General features: G+C 60.3%; 7 protein-coding genes and 3 pseudogenes. 5 read left to right on the top strand and 5 right to left on the bottom strand.

The features are described from left to right. Positions 1-68: 68 nt before the first annotated feature. The 4 genes and pseudogenes from VD17_RS33160 to VD17_RS21960 form a co-directional block, all read right to left on the bottom strand. Positions 69-3,323 (bottom strand): annotated as a pseudogene (locus VD17_RS33160) (amino acid adenylation domain-containing protein); the annotation flags it as partial. Next, positions 3,297-10,955, bottom strand: a pseudogene (locus VD17_RS21950) (amino acid adenylation domain-containing protein); the annotation flags it as partial. The pseudogenes VD17_RS21950 and VD17_RS33160, both read right to left, overlap by 27 nt. A gap of 268 nt (positions 10,956-11,223) precedes the next feature. Beyond that, a complete protein-coding gene (locus VD17_RS21955) occupies positions 11,224-11,958 on the bottom strand; it encodes a thioesterase II family protein (RefSeq protein WP_046055636.1) in 735 nt (244 codons plus the stop codon). A gap of 167 nt (positions 11,959-12,125) precedes the next feature. Further along, the gene (locus VD17_RS21960) at positions 12,126-13,298 is read right to left on the bottom strand and encodes an MFS transporter (protein ID WP_046055637.1); all 1,173 of its coding nucleotides are present in this window, start codon (positions 13,296-13,298) and stop codon (positions 12,126-12,128) included. Positions 13,299-13,595: 297 nt separating this feature from the next. Here VD17_RS21960 and VD17_RS21965 point away from each other — a divergent pair, with 297 nt between their 5' ends. The 4 genes and pseudogenes from VD17_RS21965 to VD17_RS32700 all read left to right on the top strand — a co-directional run. Continuing rightward, a complete protein-coding gene (locus VD17_RS21965; protein ID WP_046055638.1) occupies positions 13,596-15,419 on the top strand; it encodes a glycoside hydrolase family 15 protein in 1,824 nt (607 codons plus the stop codon). Positions 15,420-15,754: 335 nt separating this feature from the next. Next, positions 15,755-16,144 (top strand): hypothetical protein, encoded by a 390-nt coding sequence (locus tag VD17_RS21970; protein WP_046055639.1) that lies wholly within the window; start codon positions 15,755-15,757, stop codon positions 16,142-16,144. Between the two features lie 154 nt (positions 16,145-16,298). Then, positions 16,299-17,549: a hypothetical protein gene (locus tag VD17_RS21975; protein WP_046055640.1), complete on the top strand. Its 1,251-nt coding sequence runs from the start codon at positions 16,299-16,301 to the stop codon at positions 17,547-17,549. Positions 17,550-17,597: 48 nt separating this feature from the next. Beyond that, a pseudogene (locus VD17_RS32700) lies at positions 17,598-17,744 on the top strand (alpha/beta hydrolase); the annotation flags it as partial. Here the strand turns inward: VD17_RS32700 and VD17_RS21980 are convergent. Further along, positions 17,713-18,696, bottom strand: a complete 984-nt coding sequence (locus VD17_RS21980) for a GlxA family transcriptional regulator (RefSeq protein WP_046055641.1) — start codon at positions 18,694-18,696, stop codon at positions 17,713-17,715. The pseudogene VD17_RS32700 and the gene VD17_RS21980 overlap by 32 nt on opposite strands. Before the next feature lie 90 nt (positions 18,697-18,786). Here VD17_RS21980 and inhA point away from each other — a divergent pair, with 90 nt between their 5' ends. Next, a complete protein-coding gene (gene inhA, locus VD17_RS21985; RefSeq protein WP_046055642.1) occupies positions 18,787-19,482 on the top strand; it encodes an isonitrile hydratase in 696 nt (231 codons plus the stop codon). Positions 19,483-19,823 lie beyond the last annotated feature (341 nt).

Genomic DNA, 19,823 nt, shown 5'->3' on the forward strand with positions numbered 1-19,823 from the left:
TCGAGAAGCGACTCAAGCGCATCAAGACGTGCATCGTTGTCAGCCGGGGCGTGTTGCCCGGCCATGGCGGCATAAGCCTGAAGGTCGGTGGACTCGAACAGCGCTCGCAGCGGCAGCTCGATGCCCAGCTCCAGTTCCACACGGGCACTGGCCTGGGCGGCGAGCAACGAATGCCCGCCCAATTCAAAGAAGTTGTCGCGTCGGCCGATCTGCGCCACGCCCAACACGTCGGCCCAAATGGCCGCCAGTTGCCGTTCGAGGTCGCCCTCGGGGGCTTCGAACGGGCGCTGCCATTCCTGAGCGTCGGGCACCGGCAGGGCCTTGCGGTCGAGCTTGCCGTTACCGGTCAGCGGCAAGGCATCCAGCAGCAACCAGTGGCTCGGCACCATGTAATCCGGCAGATCGACCTTGAGCGCGGCGCACAGGTTGTCGCGCCAGGCGATCGTGTCTTGCGGGGTTTGCTCGGCCACCACGTAGGCGCACAGTTGTGGGCAGCCGTCGCCGGCATGCACGCTCAACACCGCTTGGCGCACGCCCGGTTGAGCCAGCAGTGCGGCTTCGATTTCACCCAGTTCGATGCGGAAGCCGCGGATCTTCACTTGCTGGTCGATCCGGCCGAGGTAATCGATGCTGCCGTCGGCACGCTGGCGGGCCAGGTCACCACTGCGATAAAGACGTTGCGACGCCTCGAATGGGCTCGGCACGAAGCGCTCGGCAGTCAGGCCGAAACGCCCGTGATAACCACGGGCCAAACCGGCGCCGGCGATGTACAACTCGCCCGCCACACCCACCGGCACCGGCTGCAACTGGCTGTCGAGCAAGTACCAGCGCAGGTCGCGGATCGGCAGGCCAATCGGGCTCTGGGCCTTGCCGTCGAGATCGGCGAGGCGGATGGCGCGGTAGGTCACGTGCACCGTGGTTTCGGTGATGCCATACATGTTGACCAGGATTGGCTGTTGGTCGCCGAAGCGCTCGAACCATGGACGCAGGCTGGCGACTTCCAACGCTTCGCCACCGAAAATCACCTGACGCAGGGCCATGTTTCGTGGGCTGGCACAGGCAATCGGCAACAACTGGCGAAACGCGGTCGGGGTCTGGTTCAACACCGTCACGCCTTCATCACAGAGCAAGCGATGGAACTCTTGCGGCTCGCGGCTGATGTAATACGGCACGATCACCAGACGCCCACCGGTGCACAGCGCGCCGAACAGCTCCCACACCGAGAAGTCGAAGGCGTAGGAATGGAACAGCGTCCAGACATCGTCTGGGCCGAAGTTGAATTCGGCAGCGGTGGCGGTGAGCAGACGCCCGACGTTGCCATGGCTGAGCAACGCGCCCTTCGGCCGACCGGTGGAACCGGAGGTGTAGATGACGTAGGCGAGGTTGTCCGGGGTCGCCAGCGCCGGCAAGTTGTCGGCGCTGAAGGCATCCAGTTGCAACGACTCCAGGCTCAGCACTTGCACGCCGTCGCGGGCCGGCAAACCGTCGATCAGGTGTTGTTGGGTCAGCAGCAACGTGATGCCGCTGTCTTCGATCATGTAGCTCAGGCGCTCGGCCGGGTATTGCGGATCGAGTGGCACATAGGCGCCGCCGGCCTTGAGAATCGCCAGCAACCCTACCACCAGCGGCATCGCCCGTTCGGTGGCGATGCCGACGCGCACCTCTGGGCCGACGCCCTGTTTACGCAGTTTGCGCGCCAGTCGGTTGGCCTGAGCATTGAGCGCGGCGTAGGTCAGGTGCTCGCCTTCGTAAGTCAGTGCAATGGCGTCCGGCCGTTGTGCGGCTTGAACTTCGAACACATGGTGCAAGGTTGGCGACGGCGGTTGCGCCTGGAACGCGGGATTCCAATGCTGCACCAAGGCATCGCGCTGCGACTCGTCAATGAGCGGCAGTTCGGCAACCCGTTGCAGTGGATCGCTGACTACCGCTTGCAGCAGATTCAGCCACTGCTCGGCCAGGCGATTCATCGACGCCTCGTCGTACAAATCAGTGGCGTAGGTCAGGCTGGCGTCCAGCGTTTCGCCCTGCTCCTGAGTGTCGAGCACCAGATCGAATTGCGTGGTGTGTTGCTGCCAGTGCAGACGCTCGATCTGCAAATCGGCGACGCTGCGCTCAACGCTCGCACCCAGCTTTTGCTGGTGGTTGTAGAGCACCTGGAACAATGGGCTGTGATTGAGGCTGCGGTCCGGTTGCAAAGCGTCGACCAGTTGCTCGAACGGCAAGTCCTGATTGGCCTGCGCGCCCAAGGCAACCTGTTTGACCTGTTGCAGCAAGGTGCTGAAGGACTGCTGACCATCGATCTCGGCACGCAGCACCTGGGTGTTGATGAAGAAGCCGATCAGGCCTTCGGTTTCCAGACGCGAACGTCCGGCGCTCGGCACGCCGACGCTGATGCTCGACTGCCCGCTCTGGCGATGTAGCAAAGTCTGGAAACTCGCCAGCAACAGCATGAACAACGTCACCTGTTGTTCCTGGGCACGCTGACGCAAACCGGCCAGCAACTCGCGATCAACATTCAGCATCAGGCTGGCGCCGCGCTCGGTGCGACGGGACGGACGGGTCAGTTCGCTCGGCAATTCAAGCGGTGCCTGCCTGCCATCCAGTTGCTCGCGCCACCATGTCAGTTGGCGTGCGCCCTCGCCTGCTTCCAGCCAGTCACGCTGCCAACGGGCGTAGTCGCTGTAGTTCACCGGCAGGCTATTCAGGTTCGCGGCATTGCCTTCGACAGCAGCCTGATACAGCGCGCTGAACTCATCGACCATGACCTGCATCGACCAGCCATCGGCAGCGATGTGATGCACGGTGAGCACCAGCACGTGTTCGTCGGTGTTCACTTGCAGCAGCAACACGCGCCACAGCGGGCCGTTGCGCAAGTCGAACGGACGGGCGATTTCTTCGGCTACGGCATTGTCGATCGACGACTGATCGAGTGTGCGTTCATCCAGTTGCAGCGCCAGGTTGTCGTGCAGCACCGGACGCGCCTGCTGGCCGTCCTGCTCAAAGGTTGTGCGCAAGGTTTGGTGACGGGCCTGCAATTGCGCAAAGGCTTCGCGCAGGGCTTTGCGGTTCAGCGAGCCCTTGAGGCGTAGCGCGGCGGGAATGTTGTAGGCCGGGCTTTGCGGGTCCAGCTGCCAGAGAATCCATTGGCGCTGTTGGGCGTAAGACAGAATTGCTGGCTTATCGAACGCTGCTTGTTGCAGCAAGGGTTGTCCGCCGACGTTCGCCCGTGCCGCACGCCCGGCAAATTCCGCCAGATTCGTCGCGGAGAACAGACTGCTTACAGACAGTTCGAGTTGCAACTGCTGACGCACCCGAGAGATCACCTGAAGCACCAGCAACGAGTGCCCGCCCAGCTCGAAGAAGTTGTCGTCACGGCCCACGCGTTCGACCTGCAACACGTCCTGCCAGATCAGCGCGAGTTGCGTTTCCAGCCCTGCGGCCGGGGTCACGAATTGGCGTTGCGCATCGACCGCCTCAGCACGCGGCAGGGCTTTGCGGTCGAGTTTGCCGTTGTTGTTGAGCGGCAGTTTCGGCAGCAGGACCAGGTGATTCGGCACCATGTATTCCGGCAACGACTGACGCAGAACGGCTTTGAGTCCTTCCAGATATTCGGCCTGAGAAACCGTCGCGCCGTTGGCCACGACATACGCCACCAGTTGCGTGCCGTCCTGAGCGATGACCGCCGCTTCGCGCACGTCCTCCCGGGCTTGCAGGCAGGCTTCGATCTCACCCATTTCAATGCGGAAACCGCGAATCTTCACTTGATGATCGATGCGGCCGACGTACTCCAGATTTCCTTCCGCGTTGTAGCGCGCGAGATCGCCGCTGCGGTACAGCCGCGCGCCCGGTTCACGGGCGAACGGGTCCGGCAGGAAGCGTTCGGCGGTCAGCGCCGGGCGGTCGAAGTAGCTTTGAGCCAAACTGGCCGAGGCACCGATACACAATTCGCCAACGCCACCGTTGGGCAACAACTGACCGGCAGCGTCCAGCACATACAGGGCCCGACCGGCGATGGCTCGACCGATCGGGATGCCGAACGCGTCGCTGGCATCGATCAGACGGCATTCATGAACGCTGGACACCACGGTCGCCTCGGTCGGGCCGTAGGTGTTGAGCAATCGCACATGGCTCAAACCTGCTTGATGCCACAGGCGCAGACCTTCAACCGACATCGCTTCGCCGCCGACGTGAACCTGGCGCAACTCACCGAGATTGCGTACCACACCGCTCGCACATTCCCGAGCCAGCAAGTACCAGTAAGCCGCTGGCAAATCCGCGACGGTTACTCCCTTCTGGACGATTTCCGCAGCGAGGCGGCCGGCATCCCACACATCGTCGCCGCGCATGATCAACGCCGCGCCGACGCACAACGCCGGGAAGCACTGCTCTACAAAGCCGTCGAAACTGAAGGTCGCGAACTGCAACACGCGGTCCGACGCCGACAGCAGCGAATAGTCGGCGGCGGTCTGGCAAAACTCGCGCAACGCAGAATGGGCGATGGCCACGCCTTTGGGTTGGCCGGTGGAGCCAGAGGTGTAGATGATGTAGGCCAGGTCGTCGGCGAGCGCTTGGTTTTGCGGATCGCTGTCGGAGTAGTCGGCGTTGTCTTCGAGGCTCAGACGTAGCACGCCTGGCACGTCTTCCAGCAGACCGGACTCGCACAGCAGCACGTCGAGGCGGCTGTCGTCGATCATGTAGGCCAGGCGTTCAGCCGGGTATTTCGGATCGAGTGGCACATAAGCCGCGCCGGTTTTGAGCACCGCCAACAGGCTGACGATCAGTTGCGAGCCGCGACGCAGCGCCAGACCGACACGCGAGCCTGGACCGGCGCCGTTGTCGATCAGGCGATGGGCCAGTCGGTTGGCCTGCGCGTTCAATTGGCCGTAGCTCAGGGACTGACCGTCGACCTGCAATGCCATCGCATCTGGGGTAGCGGCGGCCTGAGCCGCGACTTGTTCGTGCACCAAAAGTGCTGTGGATAACTCAACTGCTGCCGGTTGGCTGACAGCGAGCACAGCATTTTTTCCGGTCTCATCGAGTAACTCCAGCGTGCCCAATGCCGCGTCCGGCAGCGCCACCAATTGCGCCAACAGGTGCTGCAAATTGGCCGACAATTCAGTGACCTGAGCGGCACTGAACCGCGCCGCGTCGTAGCTGAAGTCCAGGCTCAAGCCTTCGCCGAGTTCGATGCCCAAGGTCAGCGGATAGTGCGTGCGCTCGTGGTTGTACAGATTGCCGAACGACAATCCGGCCGGCGCGCCCTGTTTCAGCGCCTCGGCCACCGGGAAGTTTTCGAACACCAGCAGGCTGTCGAACAGCACCGAACCCTGCTGCCCCGCCCAACCCTGAATGTCGTAAAGCGGCACATGCTCGAACTCGCGCATGGCCAGGTTCAGCCCTTGCAACTCGCCCAGCCATTGGCTGACGGTTTGATCCGGCTTCATCGCGCACACCAGCGGCAGCGTGTTGATGAACAGCCCGAGCTGCTCTTCGATCCCTGGCAGCGGCGCCGAACGCCCGGCCACGGTGGCACCGAACACCACGCAATCCTGGCCGGTGTAGCGCTGCAGCAACAGACTCCAGGCCGCTTGCAGCAAGGTGTTGAGGGTGACTTTCTGCTGACGGGCGAACTCGGCCATGCGCTGGGTCGCGCGGCTGTCGAGGGTGACGCGGTATTCCTCGCTGCCTTCGGCACCCACCGGCGGCCGCAAGGCTTCGGCCAGCAACGTCGGTGCTTCGAGCGGTGCCAATGCCGCTTTCCAGAACTGCTCGCCCGCGGCAGCCGATTGCAGCTGCAACCAGCCCAGGTAATCGCGGTATTGCCCGGTCGGTGCCGGCAGCGATGGTCCGGCGGCGTAGTGCTGGATCACTTCGGCCAGCAACTGTGCGTTGCTCCAGCCGTCCATCAAAATGTGGTGGCTGGTGTAGATCAGGTGCCAGTCATCAGCGCCCATGCGAACCAGCTTCAAACGGAACAGCGGCGCGCTGCCCAGTGCAAAACCCTGGGCGCGTTCGGCGTCGGCCAACGCATCGGTGTCGGTCGCTTCAAGCACTTCAAGCGGCAACGCGACCTGACGAACAATCGCCTGATGCGCGGTGTCGAGACGTTGCCAATGGAAGCTGCTGCGCAGAATGTCGTGACGCTCCAGCGCGGTTTGCCAGGCCTGAGAAAAACGCTGCGGATCGAGGCCTTGAATGTCCAGGCGCAGCTGACTGATGTAGGCGCCGACTTCGGGTTCGTAGAGGGTGTGGAACAGCATGCCCTGCTGCATCGGCGACAGTGGATAAAGGTCTTCGAGGGTCGCGACCGCCAGCGGCAATCCGTCAAGTTGCGACTGACTGATGCGCGCCAGCGGGAAGTCTGACGGTGTGGCTTGCGGCGCTTCAACGGCACAGCAGTGATCGATCAACGCGTTGAGTTCCAGCGCGTAATCGGCGGCCAAACGCTGGATGGTCGCGGTGTCGAACATCTCGCGGCTGAAGCCCCAGCTCAGCGACAACTCACCGCCGTAGACCTGGCCTTCGACCGTCAACCAGTTGCCCAACGGTGCCGATGGATCCTGCGCGATGCCGTTGCCTTCGGTGGACGGCACAAACATCGCCGCATCGTCGAACTGACGGTCGAACTGACCCAGATAGTTGAAGGTGATGCGCGGTTGCGGCAACGCCGCCAGTTCGGCGCGAATCGTTGGTGTGCCAAGGTAGCGCAGCGCGCCGTAGCCCAGGCCTTTGTCCGGCACGGCGCGCAGTTGTTCTTTGATGGTTTTGATCGAAGCCGAGAGATCGGCGCACGGCATCAGATTGACCGGGAACAGGCTGGTAAACCAACCGACGGTGCGGGTCAGGTCGATGTCGTCGAACAGGTCTTCGCGACCATGGCCTTCGAGCTGAATCAGCGTGCTGCCCTGCCCGCTCCAGCGGCAAACCGCACGAGCCAGCGCGGTCAGCAGCAGGTCGTTGACCTGGGTGCGATAGGCCGCCGGGGCCTGTTGCAGCAGCTTGCGGGTTTGTTCGGTGTCGAGTTTGAGTTCGAGTTTCTGTTCGAAGCAGTTTTCCAGTACGCCGTTCGGGTGGTCGCACGGCAGATCGTTCGGTGCGTCGCGCAGTTGGGTTTGCCAGTGACCGAGGCTGTTTTCAAAGGCTGGAAGATGAGCTTGCAGACGGGCGACCCAGCGTTGATAGCTGCTGGTTTTCGCCAGCGATGCATGGCTGCCGCTGTAGAACTGCTGAAGGTCTTCCAGCAACACGCGCCAGGACACACCGTCCACCGCCAGGTGGTGAATGACCAGCAGCAAACGCTCGGTACCGTCGGCCATCGAGACCAACAGCGCGCGCATCAGCGGGCCGTTTTGCAAATCGAGACTGCGTTGAGCCTCGTCGCACAACGCATTGAGTTGTTCGAGCGATTGCGCGTGACGCCGCCACAACACCGACTCCGTGGTCGGAGCGGCGTAGGTTTGTTGCCAACCTTCGACGGTCAGTTCATAACGCAGGCGCAAGCTGTCGTGATGGGTCAGCAATTGTTCTAAAGCGCGATCCAATGCCTCAACGTTCAACGCTTCACGCGGCACCAGCAGCAGCGACTGGTTCCAGTGCTGACGCTCGGGGATGGCTTGTTCGAAGAACCACTGTTGCACCGGCGCCAACGCCACTGCGCCCACCGCCGGGCCTTGATCGATCAACGATTGCTCACCGCAATGGGCCGCTTGGGCCAGGCTGCGGATGGTCTGGTGCTGGAACAGGTCTTTGGGGCTCAACACGATCCCGGCCTGACGCGCACGGCTGACCACTTGCATGGACACAATGGAGTCGCCGCCGAGTTCGAAGAAGTTGTCTTCAAGACCCACATTTTCGATGGCCAACACGTCCTGCCAAATCGCCGCGAGGGATTTTTCCATCGCTGTGCGCGGTGCGACGTGTTCGCGCTGTTGCTCAGTGCCGTCAATCGCCGGCAAGGCCTTGCGGTCGAGTTTGCCGTTGGGGGTCAGTGGCAGGCCTTCGAGGAACAGTAGAAACGCCGGGACCATGTAGTCCGGCAGGTGTTGGCGTAGCGCAGCTTTCAAGGTTTCACGCTGGGTCGCTTGAGCGTCGATGTCGTCCAGTAACGCTGGATCGGCCGGCACGATGTAGGCGACCAGTTGCTGACCGTTGAGGCCGTCCTGCGCCAGCACCGCCAATTCACCCACGGCGTCCTGTTGCAACAGCCGCGCTTCGATTTCACCGAGTTCGATGCGGAAGCCACGGACCTTGACCTGATGGTCGATGCGACCAACGTATTGCAACGTGCCGTCGGCCTGATAACGGGTCAGATCGCCAGTGCGATACAGGCGTTCGCCGTTGCTGGAGAACGGGTTCGGCACGTATTTTTCGGCGGTCATGCCCGGACGTGCCAGGTAACCGCGCGTGATGCCCGCGCCTGACAGGAACAGCTCGGCGGACACGCCTTGCGGCACCGGTTGCAGGTCAGCATCGAGCAAATAGCTGGCAGTGTGTTTCAACGGTCGGCCGATGCTTGCTCGGCCACCGGCCTCGCGACGGGTGCAGGTTGAGTAAGTGGTGTCTTCCGATGGACCGTACAAATCGTAGACATGCTCGACCGTCGACTGCTGATACAACGCGTCCACCAGGCTCTGCTTCAACGGTTCGCCGGCAAGGTTGATGATGCGCACGCTCGGCGGAATCTGCCCGTCGCGCTGCAATGCATTGATCGCCGATGGCACGGTGTTGATCAGGCGCACCTGATCCCGGGCCGGCAGCTGCGGTAATTCCAGGGCATTGCGAGCGATGATCACCGAGCCGCCGTTGGCCAGGGTGACAAACAGCTCCCACACCGACAAGTCGAAGCACACCGACGTCGAGGCCAATACGCCTTGAATGTCTTCACGGCTGTAGACCGATTTCGACCAGTCGATCAGCGCCAGCACGTTGCGGTGCGCGATGGCCACGCCTTTGGGTTTGCCGGTGGAGCCGGAGGTGTAGATCACGTAGGCGAGGTTGTCCGGCGTGACGCGAGTCACCGGCGTGCTACGTGGGTAAGCGGCCCACACCCTATCGTCCACCAGCAACACTTGGGTGTCGACGGTGACGGTCAATGTTGCGGCGACAGCTTGCTCGGTCAGCAGCACCAGGGCGCGGCTGTCTTCAAGCATGTAGGCAACGCGTTCGGCCGGGTAATCCGGGTCCAGTGGCACGTAGGCGCCCCCGGCCTTGAGCACCGCGAGCAACGCGACCAACAAGCTGTCGGAACGCTGCATCGCCACGCCGACCCGGACTTCCGGGCCAACGCCCAGTTCGATCAGTTTGTGGGCCAGGCGATTGGCTTGAGTGTCGAGTTCGCTGTAAGTCAGCTGTTTGGTCGCGAAGGTCACTGCCAGTGCATCCGGGCTGGCCGCTGCTTGCTGGCTGATCAGCTCATGAATGCACAGGTCCTGCGGGACGCTTTCGTCAGCACGGTTCCAGTCATGCACGATGCGCTGGTATTCGGCGCTCGCCAGCAATGGCAAATCACTGATGCGCTGCCGCGAATCACTGACCATGCCCTGCAACAAATGCGTCCAGTGCTGCGCCATGCGCGCGATGGTCGCCGCGTCGAACAGGTCGTTAGCGTAGGTCAGCGCGGCGTGCAGCTTGCCGCCCTTTTCGTAGGTATCGAGGGTCAGGTCGAACTGGGTGGTGCGCCCTTCCCACTCGATCACGCCCAGCGCCAGACCGGACGCGGTGCTGACCGTGGAAATGTCCGCAACCTGCGGCTGGTGGTTGTACATCACCTGGAACAGCGGCGTGTGGCTAAGGCTGCGCTCCAGTTTCAGCGCCTCGACCAGGCGTTCGAACGGCAAGTCCTGATGGGCCTGGGCACCGAGGGCGGTTTCCTTGATGGCACGCAGCAAGTCGTCGACGCGGGTCTGGCCGTCGAGCTGGGTGCGCAGCACTTGAGTGTTGACGAAGAAGCCGATCAGACCTTCGATCTCGGCGCGGTTGCGGTTGGCGATTGGCACGCCGACGCGGATGTCGGTCTGTCCGGTGTAACGGTGCAGCAGCGCGTTGAAGGCGCCGAGCAACAGCATGAACAGGGTGATGTTGTGTTTCTGCGCCGTGGCCCGCAGTTGTTCGGCCAACTGACCGTCGACCGCGAACTCGTAACGGGTGCCGCGATAGCTCGGCATCGCCGGGCGCGGATGATCAGCGGGCAGTTCCAGCACCGGGTGCTCGTCGCCCAGTTGCGCCTGCCAGTAGTCGAGTTGACGCGCCTGCTCGCCGGCCTCCAGCCAGCGGCGTTGCCACAACGCATAGTCGCTGTACTGGATCGGCAATGGCGCGAGTTGTGGCTGTGCGCCCGCCTCAAAAGCGTCGTAGCAGCGGATGAACTCGTCGATCAGCACGTTCATCGACCAACCGTCGGAAACGATGTGGTGCAGGGTCAGCAGGAGGACGTGTTGCTGCTCGGCGAGTTTGAGCAAGGTGACGCGCAACAGCGGGCCGACAGATAGATCGAACGGCAGCACGGATTGCTGCTCGGCCGCGTGGGCGACTGCTTGCTCGCGCTCAATGGCCGGCAACGCGCTGAAATCCACCTGATCAATCACCAGCGGCGCGCTGGCCGGCACTTGCAGCAGGGTGTCGTCGGCCTGGCGCTGGAACACCGTGCGCAGGGTTTCATGGCGCGCGACGAGACTGGAAAAGGCTTGCTCCAGTGCTGACAAGTTCAAATGCCCGGTCAGACGCACGGCGCCCGGCAGGTTGTACGCGCCGCTTTGCGGGTCCAGTTGCCAGAGAAACCACATGCGCTGCTGGGCGTACGACAACGCCTGGCGATCTTCAGCTTCGACGCCGGCAGGAATGGGGAACCGGGCGAAATCAACGCCTTCCTTTTGCAAGGCCGCGAGGAACATCTGGCGCTTTTCCAGGGGCAACCCGATAAACCGGCGAGCAAGTTTCAAGGAGTCTTCAGCATTCATTTCTTAGCATCCGGATCAGTGGCGGGAAGCACAAAGGCACGTCGTCCCTATAAAACGAATGCAGACCGGAAAAATTAGCGAATGAGAACAAGTATCAGGAAGGAGGTAGAGCGAGGAGTGTAAGGGAGTCAAAAATCATTGTAGGAGTGAGCCTGCTCGCGATAGCGGTCTGTCAGTCACATCCATATCGAATGTGCCGCCGCTATCGTCGGAACGCCGCCCGGAGCAAGCTCGCTCCCACAGGTTTTGGGTGATGCTCCAGAATGGTTTAGCTGACAGCCATCAACCCATGCCGCCGATGGTGAACTTCCAGCTGATCCTTGATCACCCGCAACACCTTGGCTTCTTGCTCGTGGATAAAGAAGTGTCCGCCAGCGAGCATGTCCACCGAAAAGCTGCCGTGGGTTTCCTTGCTCCAGCCGATCAACTGTTCGGTGGTGGCGCGGTCAGCCTTGCCGCCAAGCACATGAATCGGGCACTTGAGCAACGGACGCTGCTGCGGTTCGAAACGTCCGCACAACAGAAAATCCGCGCGCAGCACCGGCAGCGCCAGGCTCATCAGTTCTTCGTTGGCCAGCACCTCTTCACGGGTGCCGTTGAGGGTGCGCAATTGCTCGATCAATTCCGCATCGGTTTTGGGCTCGGCGAAACCTCGGTCGTAGTCGGCACGCAGGGTCGGTGCGGCGGTGCCCGAAGCGAACAGCGCTACCGGTTCCGGACAGCCCAGCGAGCGAAACGCATGAGCCATCTCACAAGCGAGTAACGCGCCAAGGCTATGACCGAACAGCGCGTACGGCGTCTTGAGCGTGGCTTTTTGTTCTTGCGCCAGTTGCAGCGCCAGGCGCCGCATGTCGGTGTGCAACGGTTCGCCAAACCGGGCGCCACGCCCCGGCAGTTCCACGGGTTGCAGCTTGAGCCACTCCGGCAGTTTTCGCCGCCAGCGGCTGTAGACCATGGCACTCGCGCCCGAATAGGGTAGGCAGAGCAATGTCAGCTGGGTCACCGGGCTTACCTCGAAAAGTTGTCTGTAAAGAGAACGGATGAGGCGGAGTCTGAATTAGTCAAAGATCAACTGTGGGAGCGAGCTTGCTCGCGATAGAGGCGTATCAGTCAACATGAATGTGGCTGCCACACCGCTATCGCGAGCAAGCTCGCTCCCACAGTTGATCTTCATTTCAAGTGGCGAAAACTTTGGACCGCCGAACCGAGCACCACCGCGCCAGCCGCAATCGCCACCCAGAACCCGCTGCGCGCGCCGAACGCATCCACCAGCCACCCGGAACTGGCCGCGCCAATCGCCACGCCGATGCTCAATCCCGTCACCAGCCAGGTCAGTCCTTCTGTGAGTTTGGCCGGCGGCACGATGCGCTCCACCAACGCCATCGCAACAATCAGCGTCGGCGCAAAAAACAGCCCGGCGACGAACACCGCCAGCGACAGCCCGAGAATGTTCGTCGCCAGCAGCAACGGCAACGTGGTCACCGCCGTCGCCACCCCGCCGTACAGGAACAATCGCGGCAACGGCAGCTTCGAGCGCAACGCGCCGAACGCCAGTCCGGCCATGCACGAGCCGATGGCATACACCGACAACACAATGCTCGCCGCCGCCGGCTGGCCCTGCTGCTGGGCGAACGCCACGCTGACCACATCCACCACGCCGACGATGGTGCCCATGGCGACCATCAACAGCATCAGCAACTGAATCTCGCTGGAACGAATGATCGAGCCTTGATGATGGTCTTCATGGGGATGAATCGCCGGCTCGGTGTCACGTTGCAGCACAAATGCCGTCACCCCGATCGCCAGCATCAGCAACGCCGCCAACGGCCCCGCTTCGGGGAACGCCACCACGCACAACCCCACCGACAGTGGCGGCCCGACAATAAAGCAGACCTCGTCCAGCACCGACTCCAGCGCATAAGCGGTTTGCAGCTCAGGCTGGCCGCGATACACCTCGGTCCAGCGCGCCCGCACCATCGCCGACATGCTCGGCATGCAACCGGCCAGCGCGGCAAACACAAACAACGTCCACTGCGGCGCCTGCAAGCGAGTGCAAAGCAACACCAGCAACAACGCCCCGCCACCGATCAGCGCCGACACCGGCAAAATCCGACGTTGCCCGAAACGGTCCACCAGCCGCGAGACCAGCGGCGCACAAAATGCCGTGGCCAGGGCAAACGTCGCCGCCACGGCGCCAGCCAGTCCGTAGCCACCCTGCAATTGCGAGAGCATGGTGATCAGACCGATGCCGGTCATGGAAATCGGCATGCGCGCGATCATCCCGGCCAGCACAAAAGCGCTGCTGCCTGGGGCTTTGAACAGCTCGCGGTAAGGGTTTGCCATGGGTTGCATTCTCAACAAGGGCCTGCAAGTTGCCATAAGCTTGATTGAGGGGAAAGCAGGCAATTGTTGGTTGAATGTGAAGGCCTTGAAGATCAAAAGATCGCAGCCTTCGGCAGCTCCTACATTTGGAACGCGGTCTCCGTAGGAGCTGCCGAAGGCTGCGATCTTTGATCTGGGCGCTGAACTCTAGCCCCACCAAACCAGTCAGCTGATTAGGCCCTCAACTCAAGGCGCTGACGTCGGCACTACCCTGTTCATCGTCGGCGGACTGAGCCTTTTATCCGGAGTTTCGCGGCAATGGCTGATTATCCCGAACGACAAAGCGCTATCGATGCCCATGGCATCATCGGCGACATGCGCAGCGCGGCGCTGGTCAACGACAAAGGCAGTGTGGACTTTTTCTGCTGGCCGGAATTCGACAGCCCGTCGATCTTCTGCTCGCTGCTGGACACGCCTGAGGCCGGGATTTTCCAACTGTCCCCGGATTTACCCGACGCTCGCCGCGAGCAGATTTACCTGCCCGACACCAATGTGCTGCAAACCCGTTGGCTCAGCGACCGCGCAGTCGTCGAAGTCACCGATCTGCTGCCCATCGGCGACAGCGAAGATGACACGCCGGTGCTGATGCGCCGGGTTCGTGTGGTCAGCGGCCAGGCAACGTTTCATATGCGTTGCGCCGTGCGTCATGACTACGCTCGCGCCAAGACCCGCGCGCGTATGGATGAAGAAGACGTCACCTTCGAGGCCGCCAATCAGCCGTCCCTGCGCCTGTCTTCGGATCAGGTTTTGCGTATAGACGGCCATGCGGCAGTCGCCGAATTCACCCTCGAACAGGACCAGACCGCCGAGTTCATGCTGGGTGGTATCGATGACCCACGGTTCAAGGAAGGCGCCGCCGCGATCTGTCTGGCACGGACCCTGAAGTTCTGGCGTGACTGGATCGGCCAATCCAACTATCGCGGCCGCTGGCGGGAAATGGTCAATCGCTCGGCCCTGGCACTGAAGCTGCTGACCTCGCGCAAGCATGGCGCAATCCTCGCCGCCGCGACCTTCGGCCTGCCCGAAACGCCTGGCGGCGAGCGCAATTGGGACTACCGCTACACGTGGATCCGCGACGCCTCGTTCACCGTCTATGCGTTCATGCGCCTGGGCTTCGTTCAGGAAGCCAATGAATACATGCGCTGGCTGCGCGGGCGGGTCAGCGATTGCCACGGCAAGTCCATGAAACTCAACATCCTCTACGCCATCGATGGCCGCCAGGAACTGCCGGAAACCGAACTCTCGCACCTCTGCGGCCATGGCGGCGCAACACCAGTGCGCATTGGCAATCAGGCTTACGACCAGGTCCAGCTCGACATCTTCGGCGAGCTGATGGACGCGGTGTATCTGGTCAACAAATACGGCGACGCCATCTCCCATGAAGGCTGGAAACACACGGTGGAAGTGGTCGATCAGGTCTGCGAAACCTGGGAGCAAAAGGACGTTGGCATCTGGGAAATGCGCGGCGAGCAGCATCACTTCCTGCACTCGCGACTGATGTGCTGGGTGGCACTGGACCGGGCCATTCGCCTCGCCTCTAAACGCTCACTGCCCGCCCCGTTCGCCCGCTGGGACCAGACCCGACAGGCGATCTACGCGGACATCTGGGAAAATTTCTGGAACGAAGAGCGCGGGCATTTCGTCCAGTACATCGGCGGCACCGCGCTTGATGGTTCGATGCTGCTGATGCCGCTGGTGCGCTTCGTCAGCGCCAAAGACCCGCGCTGGCTCGCAACCCTCGATGCCATCGAAAAAAACCTGGTGCGCGACGGCATGGTTTACCGCTATCGCAATGACGACACCCGAATCGACGGCCTCGACGGCACCGAAGGCGCCTTCGCCGCGTGCTCATTCTGGTACGTCGAATGCCTGGCCCGCGCTGGCCGGGTTGAAAAGGCGCACCTGGAATTTGAACAGTTGCTGAGGTACGCCAACCCGTTGGGGTTGTACGCCGAAGAGTTCGACAGCCACGCGCGGCATCTGGGCAATACGCCGCAAGCGCTGACGCATTTGGCACTGATCAGTGCGGCGTGTTTTCTGGATCGGAAATTGAGTGGGGAGAAGAGTTTCTGGCAGCCTTGAGACCGAGTTGCCCCTTTCGCGAGCAGGCTCGCTCCCACATTTGATCTCGGTCGTACACAAACTTGGTGTCCATTAAAGATTAAATGTGGGAGCGAGCCTGCTCGCGAAGAGGCCATCAGCCCTAACACGAGGCTGGCTGAATACCGGCGAAAAAAAATAAGGAAGACGTACGCCAAGGTCCTACAACAATTAAACAAACCCCGCCCAATCACCACGAAGCCACTCATTTCTACAGCCCAAAATCCTTTGTTGCCAGCCGTTACATCCCCCCCTACCATCGACCGTCAACGGGTACAGCGGAGCTGTCCAACAAAACCCGAATTCAAGGAACCAGAATGACCCAGCGCATCCACCGCAGCATCGACGCCCCTCTCAGGTCCGGACTGAACCGCGACGAATTGTGGGAAGCCCAAGACAAAGGCCTGATCAAATGCTGGGAAATCGGCCGCCAACGCGCCGCCCGTTTCCCCGAACTCGCGCAACGCTGCCTTGCCAGCGAACTCCCGGTGCTGGGCTGGAAAGGTGGCGTCAGCCGCAGCCTGAAAAAACTCGAAAAGTACGGATCCCTCAAATACCTCGCTCAGTGGCAGGGGTTACGCGGGGAAGATCTGGATGTTGATTTGGGTGAAGAACGGGCATTGACCTGTTCGCGGACCAGCATGGTGGTGACGTTTACGCCGGATCGGTCGAAGTATTTTAATCAGGTGGCGGAAATGGATGCTTGAGGCTCATACCTGTGAGCGATGCAGCAAGTTGAACACAGACGAGCCACGTCAATACTTTCCATCTAGCAGATGATGGCAGCAGCACAAAAATCAAAGACCATATTGCAGTACAACGCTGCGTCGACAACGATCACATTATTCGAAGAACTAGACCATGACCGCTATTGCCTTACTAAATGCCGACAACGAACCCTATATTGTTTCAGATAGTTTAATCACCGCAGAAGGGCCAGACCCTGACAAAAACAAAAGCGTATGGCTACCCGCTCAAGGACAAATAAAATCTGAATGGATTGAAGTTGACCAACCAGATGCAAACACTATAAAAATATTCCACATTACTCGATTAGGGCGAAAATGCTTCACCTTGCCCGACAACACGGGAATACTTGCCTTTGCAGACTCTTGCGAGGCAGCATATTCCTTTTGGGATAAGCTCTCCGACAAAATCAATACAAACAAATCATATGACAACTTATCCCGACCTAGCTTAAATACTTTGCACGACACAATCTCCGGACTAGGAAACGACGCACATAAATTTTCACTTCTTGGCATACTGATAGATGAAAACTCTCGTAGAGTACCGTTCATACACAACCCTACGATACAATTGACAACCAAGAACTTTGGCACTTGCTATATCTGCGGCACTGGAGCAAGCCAACTTGCAGAAATTATTAAAGCCAAGGATCAAGCAATTACCGCGGAACTTCGCTCAAAAAAAATATCAATCACGGAAGACCTAGCGGAACATATATCGGCCGAAATGCTGTATCAAGAAAGCGATATTAGTAACGGCTACGATAAAGAAACGCCTTTGGCAGCATTCTGTGGAGGTTTTTACGAGTGGCACAAAATCGACCCCGTCGGTGTAAGAACCATGCCTAGCAGGGTTGACTTACATTTTTTGATTCTAGAGGGAAAACTTATACTTTCAAGAATCTATCTAATTGAACAAATGCAAACGCTCGGGAAAACCGCCCTTGAACGTTATGCCACTAGCGTAATAACCTTAGGGTGTAAATTTTTCGAGGTACCTAAAGACGTTCCTTACAACGAATACTCGAAATTCGTATCTGACGAGCATGAAAATATTGGCGTATTTATTAAATCAACGTTCTCTCTTTATGATGAAGACAAGAAAAACAAAACACCAAAACGCCTATCCGGCAAAACCAACTCGGACACCTTGCGGCACTTGTTCCCTACTCCACTTCAAATAGATCGCACAAGGATAATAATCGGAAACAACGAAGACACCAGTATCTCGTCCCGATGGCACGCTGAGGAATGCGGATTTATTCCGATCACTATCAAACTAATCGACGACCAGCTTGTAGTTCATATCAGCAACAACTTAATCAACTACGCATGGAAAGCTGTACAGCGCCTGAACCAATAATCGACCCGCTACGAGCGTGCGCAGATCATTGGTAGCGACAAGCAATAAGTCGGACCGGCACCGCAAATAGACGAAGACCTCACCCATTTCACCGGGCGTTATGAGCGGCGAGTGCTGGCAGGTGTCGGGCATAACATTCCCGAAGAGGCGCCCGAGGCGACGGTCAGAGCGTTACTGGATCTGCTGCAGGGCTGACGCTGAAACGCTCGCGATAGGCCTGCGGGGTCACGCCCACGGCCCGCAGAAAACTGCGTCGAAGCGTCTCTTCGCTGCCAAATCCGCATTGCACCGCCACCCGTTTGATCGGCACGCCGGTATCGCTGAGCAAACGTCGGGCGGTCTCGACCCGAATCAGTTCGATGGCCCGGGCTGGAGTCTGGCCGGTGTCGGCGCGGTAGTGGCGGACGAAGCTGCGTTCGCTCATGCCGGCCTGCAAGGCCAGGGTCGGGATGCCCAAGTCCTTGGTGAGATTTTCACTGATCCAGGCATGAAGTTCGTCGAAACGGTTGCCTTCCTTCTGCAAAGAGAGGGTCACGCTGAACTGCGACTGGCCGCCGGGACGTTTCAGGAATACCACCAGTTGCCGGGCGACTTCCAGGGCCATCGTGCGGCCAAGATCTTCTTCGACCATGGCCAGCGCCAGATCGATACCGGCGGTGACCCCGGCCGAGGTCCAGACCGGGCCGTCATTGATGAAAATCGGATTGGGTTCAACCTGCAGCCGTGGATGCTGCTGCGCCAACTGCTCGCAACGGGTCCAGTGAGTGACCACCCGCCGGCCATCGAGCCAGCCACTGGCCGCCAGCAAAAATGCCCCGGTGCACACCGACGCTACCCGTCGACACCCCGTCGCATGTTCACGCACCCACGTCACCAGCGGTTCATCTCGCGCCGCGTCGTAAACGCCCCAGCCACCGGCAATGATCAGTGTGTCACTGCCCTCCTCGGGCAACGGCTCGGCCAACAGCGCCAATCCCGCCGACGACATCACCGCCCCGCCGCCGCAGGCAATCACCGACGGCGCATAGGGTGGCGGAAAACCTTGCTGGCGAGAAATATCGTTGGCCGAGGCGAACACCTGCAACGGCCCGGTGACGTCGAGCAGTTGCACATTGGCAAAGGCGAGCACGTGAATGGTTTTCGGCATGATTGGCGTAATTCGTGGGGTTATTGGCGTATGCGCCAAATCCTACGAGCCTAAAGTGAAGTCGTCCACCCACTTCATGAGAAAATTGCCATGACGTTGCAGATCGGTTTTCTGTTGTTTCCACAGGTTCAGCAACTGGACCTCACCGGCCCTTACGACGTACTGGCCTCGCTGCCGGACGTGAAGGTGCATTTGATCTGGAAGGACCTGATGCCGGTCACCGCGAGCACGGGCCTGGTGCTGAAACCGACCACCACGTTCGACGATTGCCCGAAGCTGGATGTGATCTGCATTCCCGGCGGCAGTGGCGTCGGGCCGCTGATGGAAGATGAAGAGACACTGGCCTTCATCAAGGCGCAGGCCGCCACCGCGCGTTACGTCACGTCGGTGTGTACCGGCGCGCTGGTGCTCGGTGCGGCGGGTTTGCTGAAGGGCAAACACGCCACCACTCACTGGGCTTATCACGAATTGCTGGTGCCTTTGGGGGCGATCCCGGTGAAGGATCGGGTGGTGCGCGACGGCAATCTGTTGACCGGTGGCGGGATCACGGCGGGCATCGATTTTGCCCTGACCCTGGCCGCGGAGCTGTTCGATAAGGACACGGCAGAGCTGGTGCAGTTGCAGCTGGAATATGCCCCGGCGCCGCCGTTTGCGTCAGGCAGCCCTGAGACGGCTCCGGTGAGTGTGCTGGAGGAGGCCCGCAAACGTGCCGCCGGGTCATTGAAACTGCGCTCGGAAATCACTGAACGTGTAGCAGCGAAACTCGATCAATTGTCAGCACGCTGATCCATGCCGACCGGCAGCCAGTGCCTGGCTGCCGTTTCCCCGGCCAAAATGATGCGCCGAGGATTTTCCATCGCCCACAAAAAAACCCGCCTAAGCGGGTTTCTCAAGACCATTTCGACATCCTGTCGGCAGCCATCCTGGCCAATGGTCGATCATCCGTGATCCTGAGTGCTTCCTGCGACTCAGTTGATGGATCCAGATTAAACACATCAGTGAAGCGTAAACAGAGGACATACCAGCGCTCTGGTGTAAGCCATTGCCCATTCAGCCATGAAGCCCTCTTCTGCTACACGAAACTCATCTGCCAAGGCCTTTTCGACAGAATCGGCATAGGGGACGGC

This window comes from Pseudomonas fluorescens, assembly GCF_000968015.1.
Lineage (GTDB): Bacteria > Pseudomonadota > Gammaproteobacteria > Pseudomonadales > Pseudomonadaceae > Aquipseudomonas > Aquipseudomonas fluorescens_W.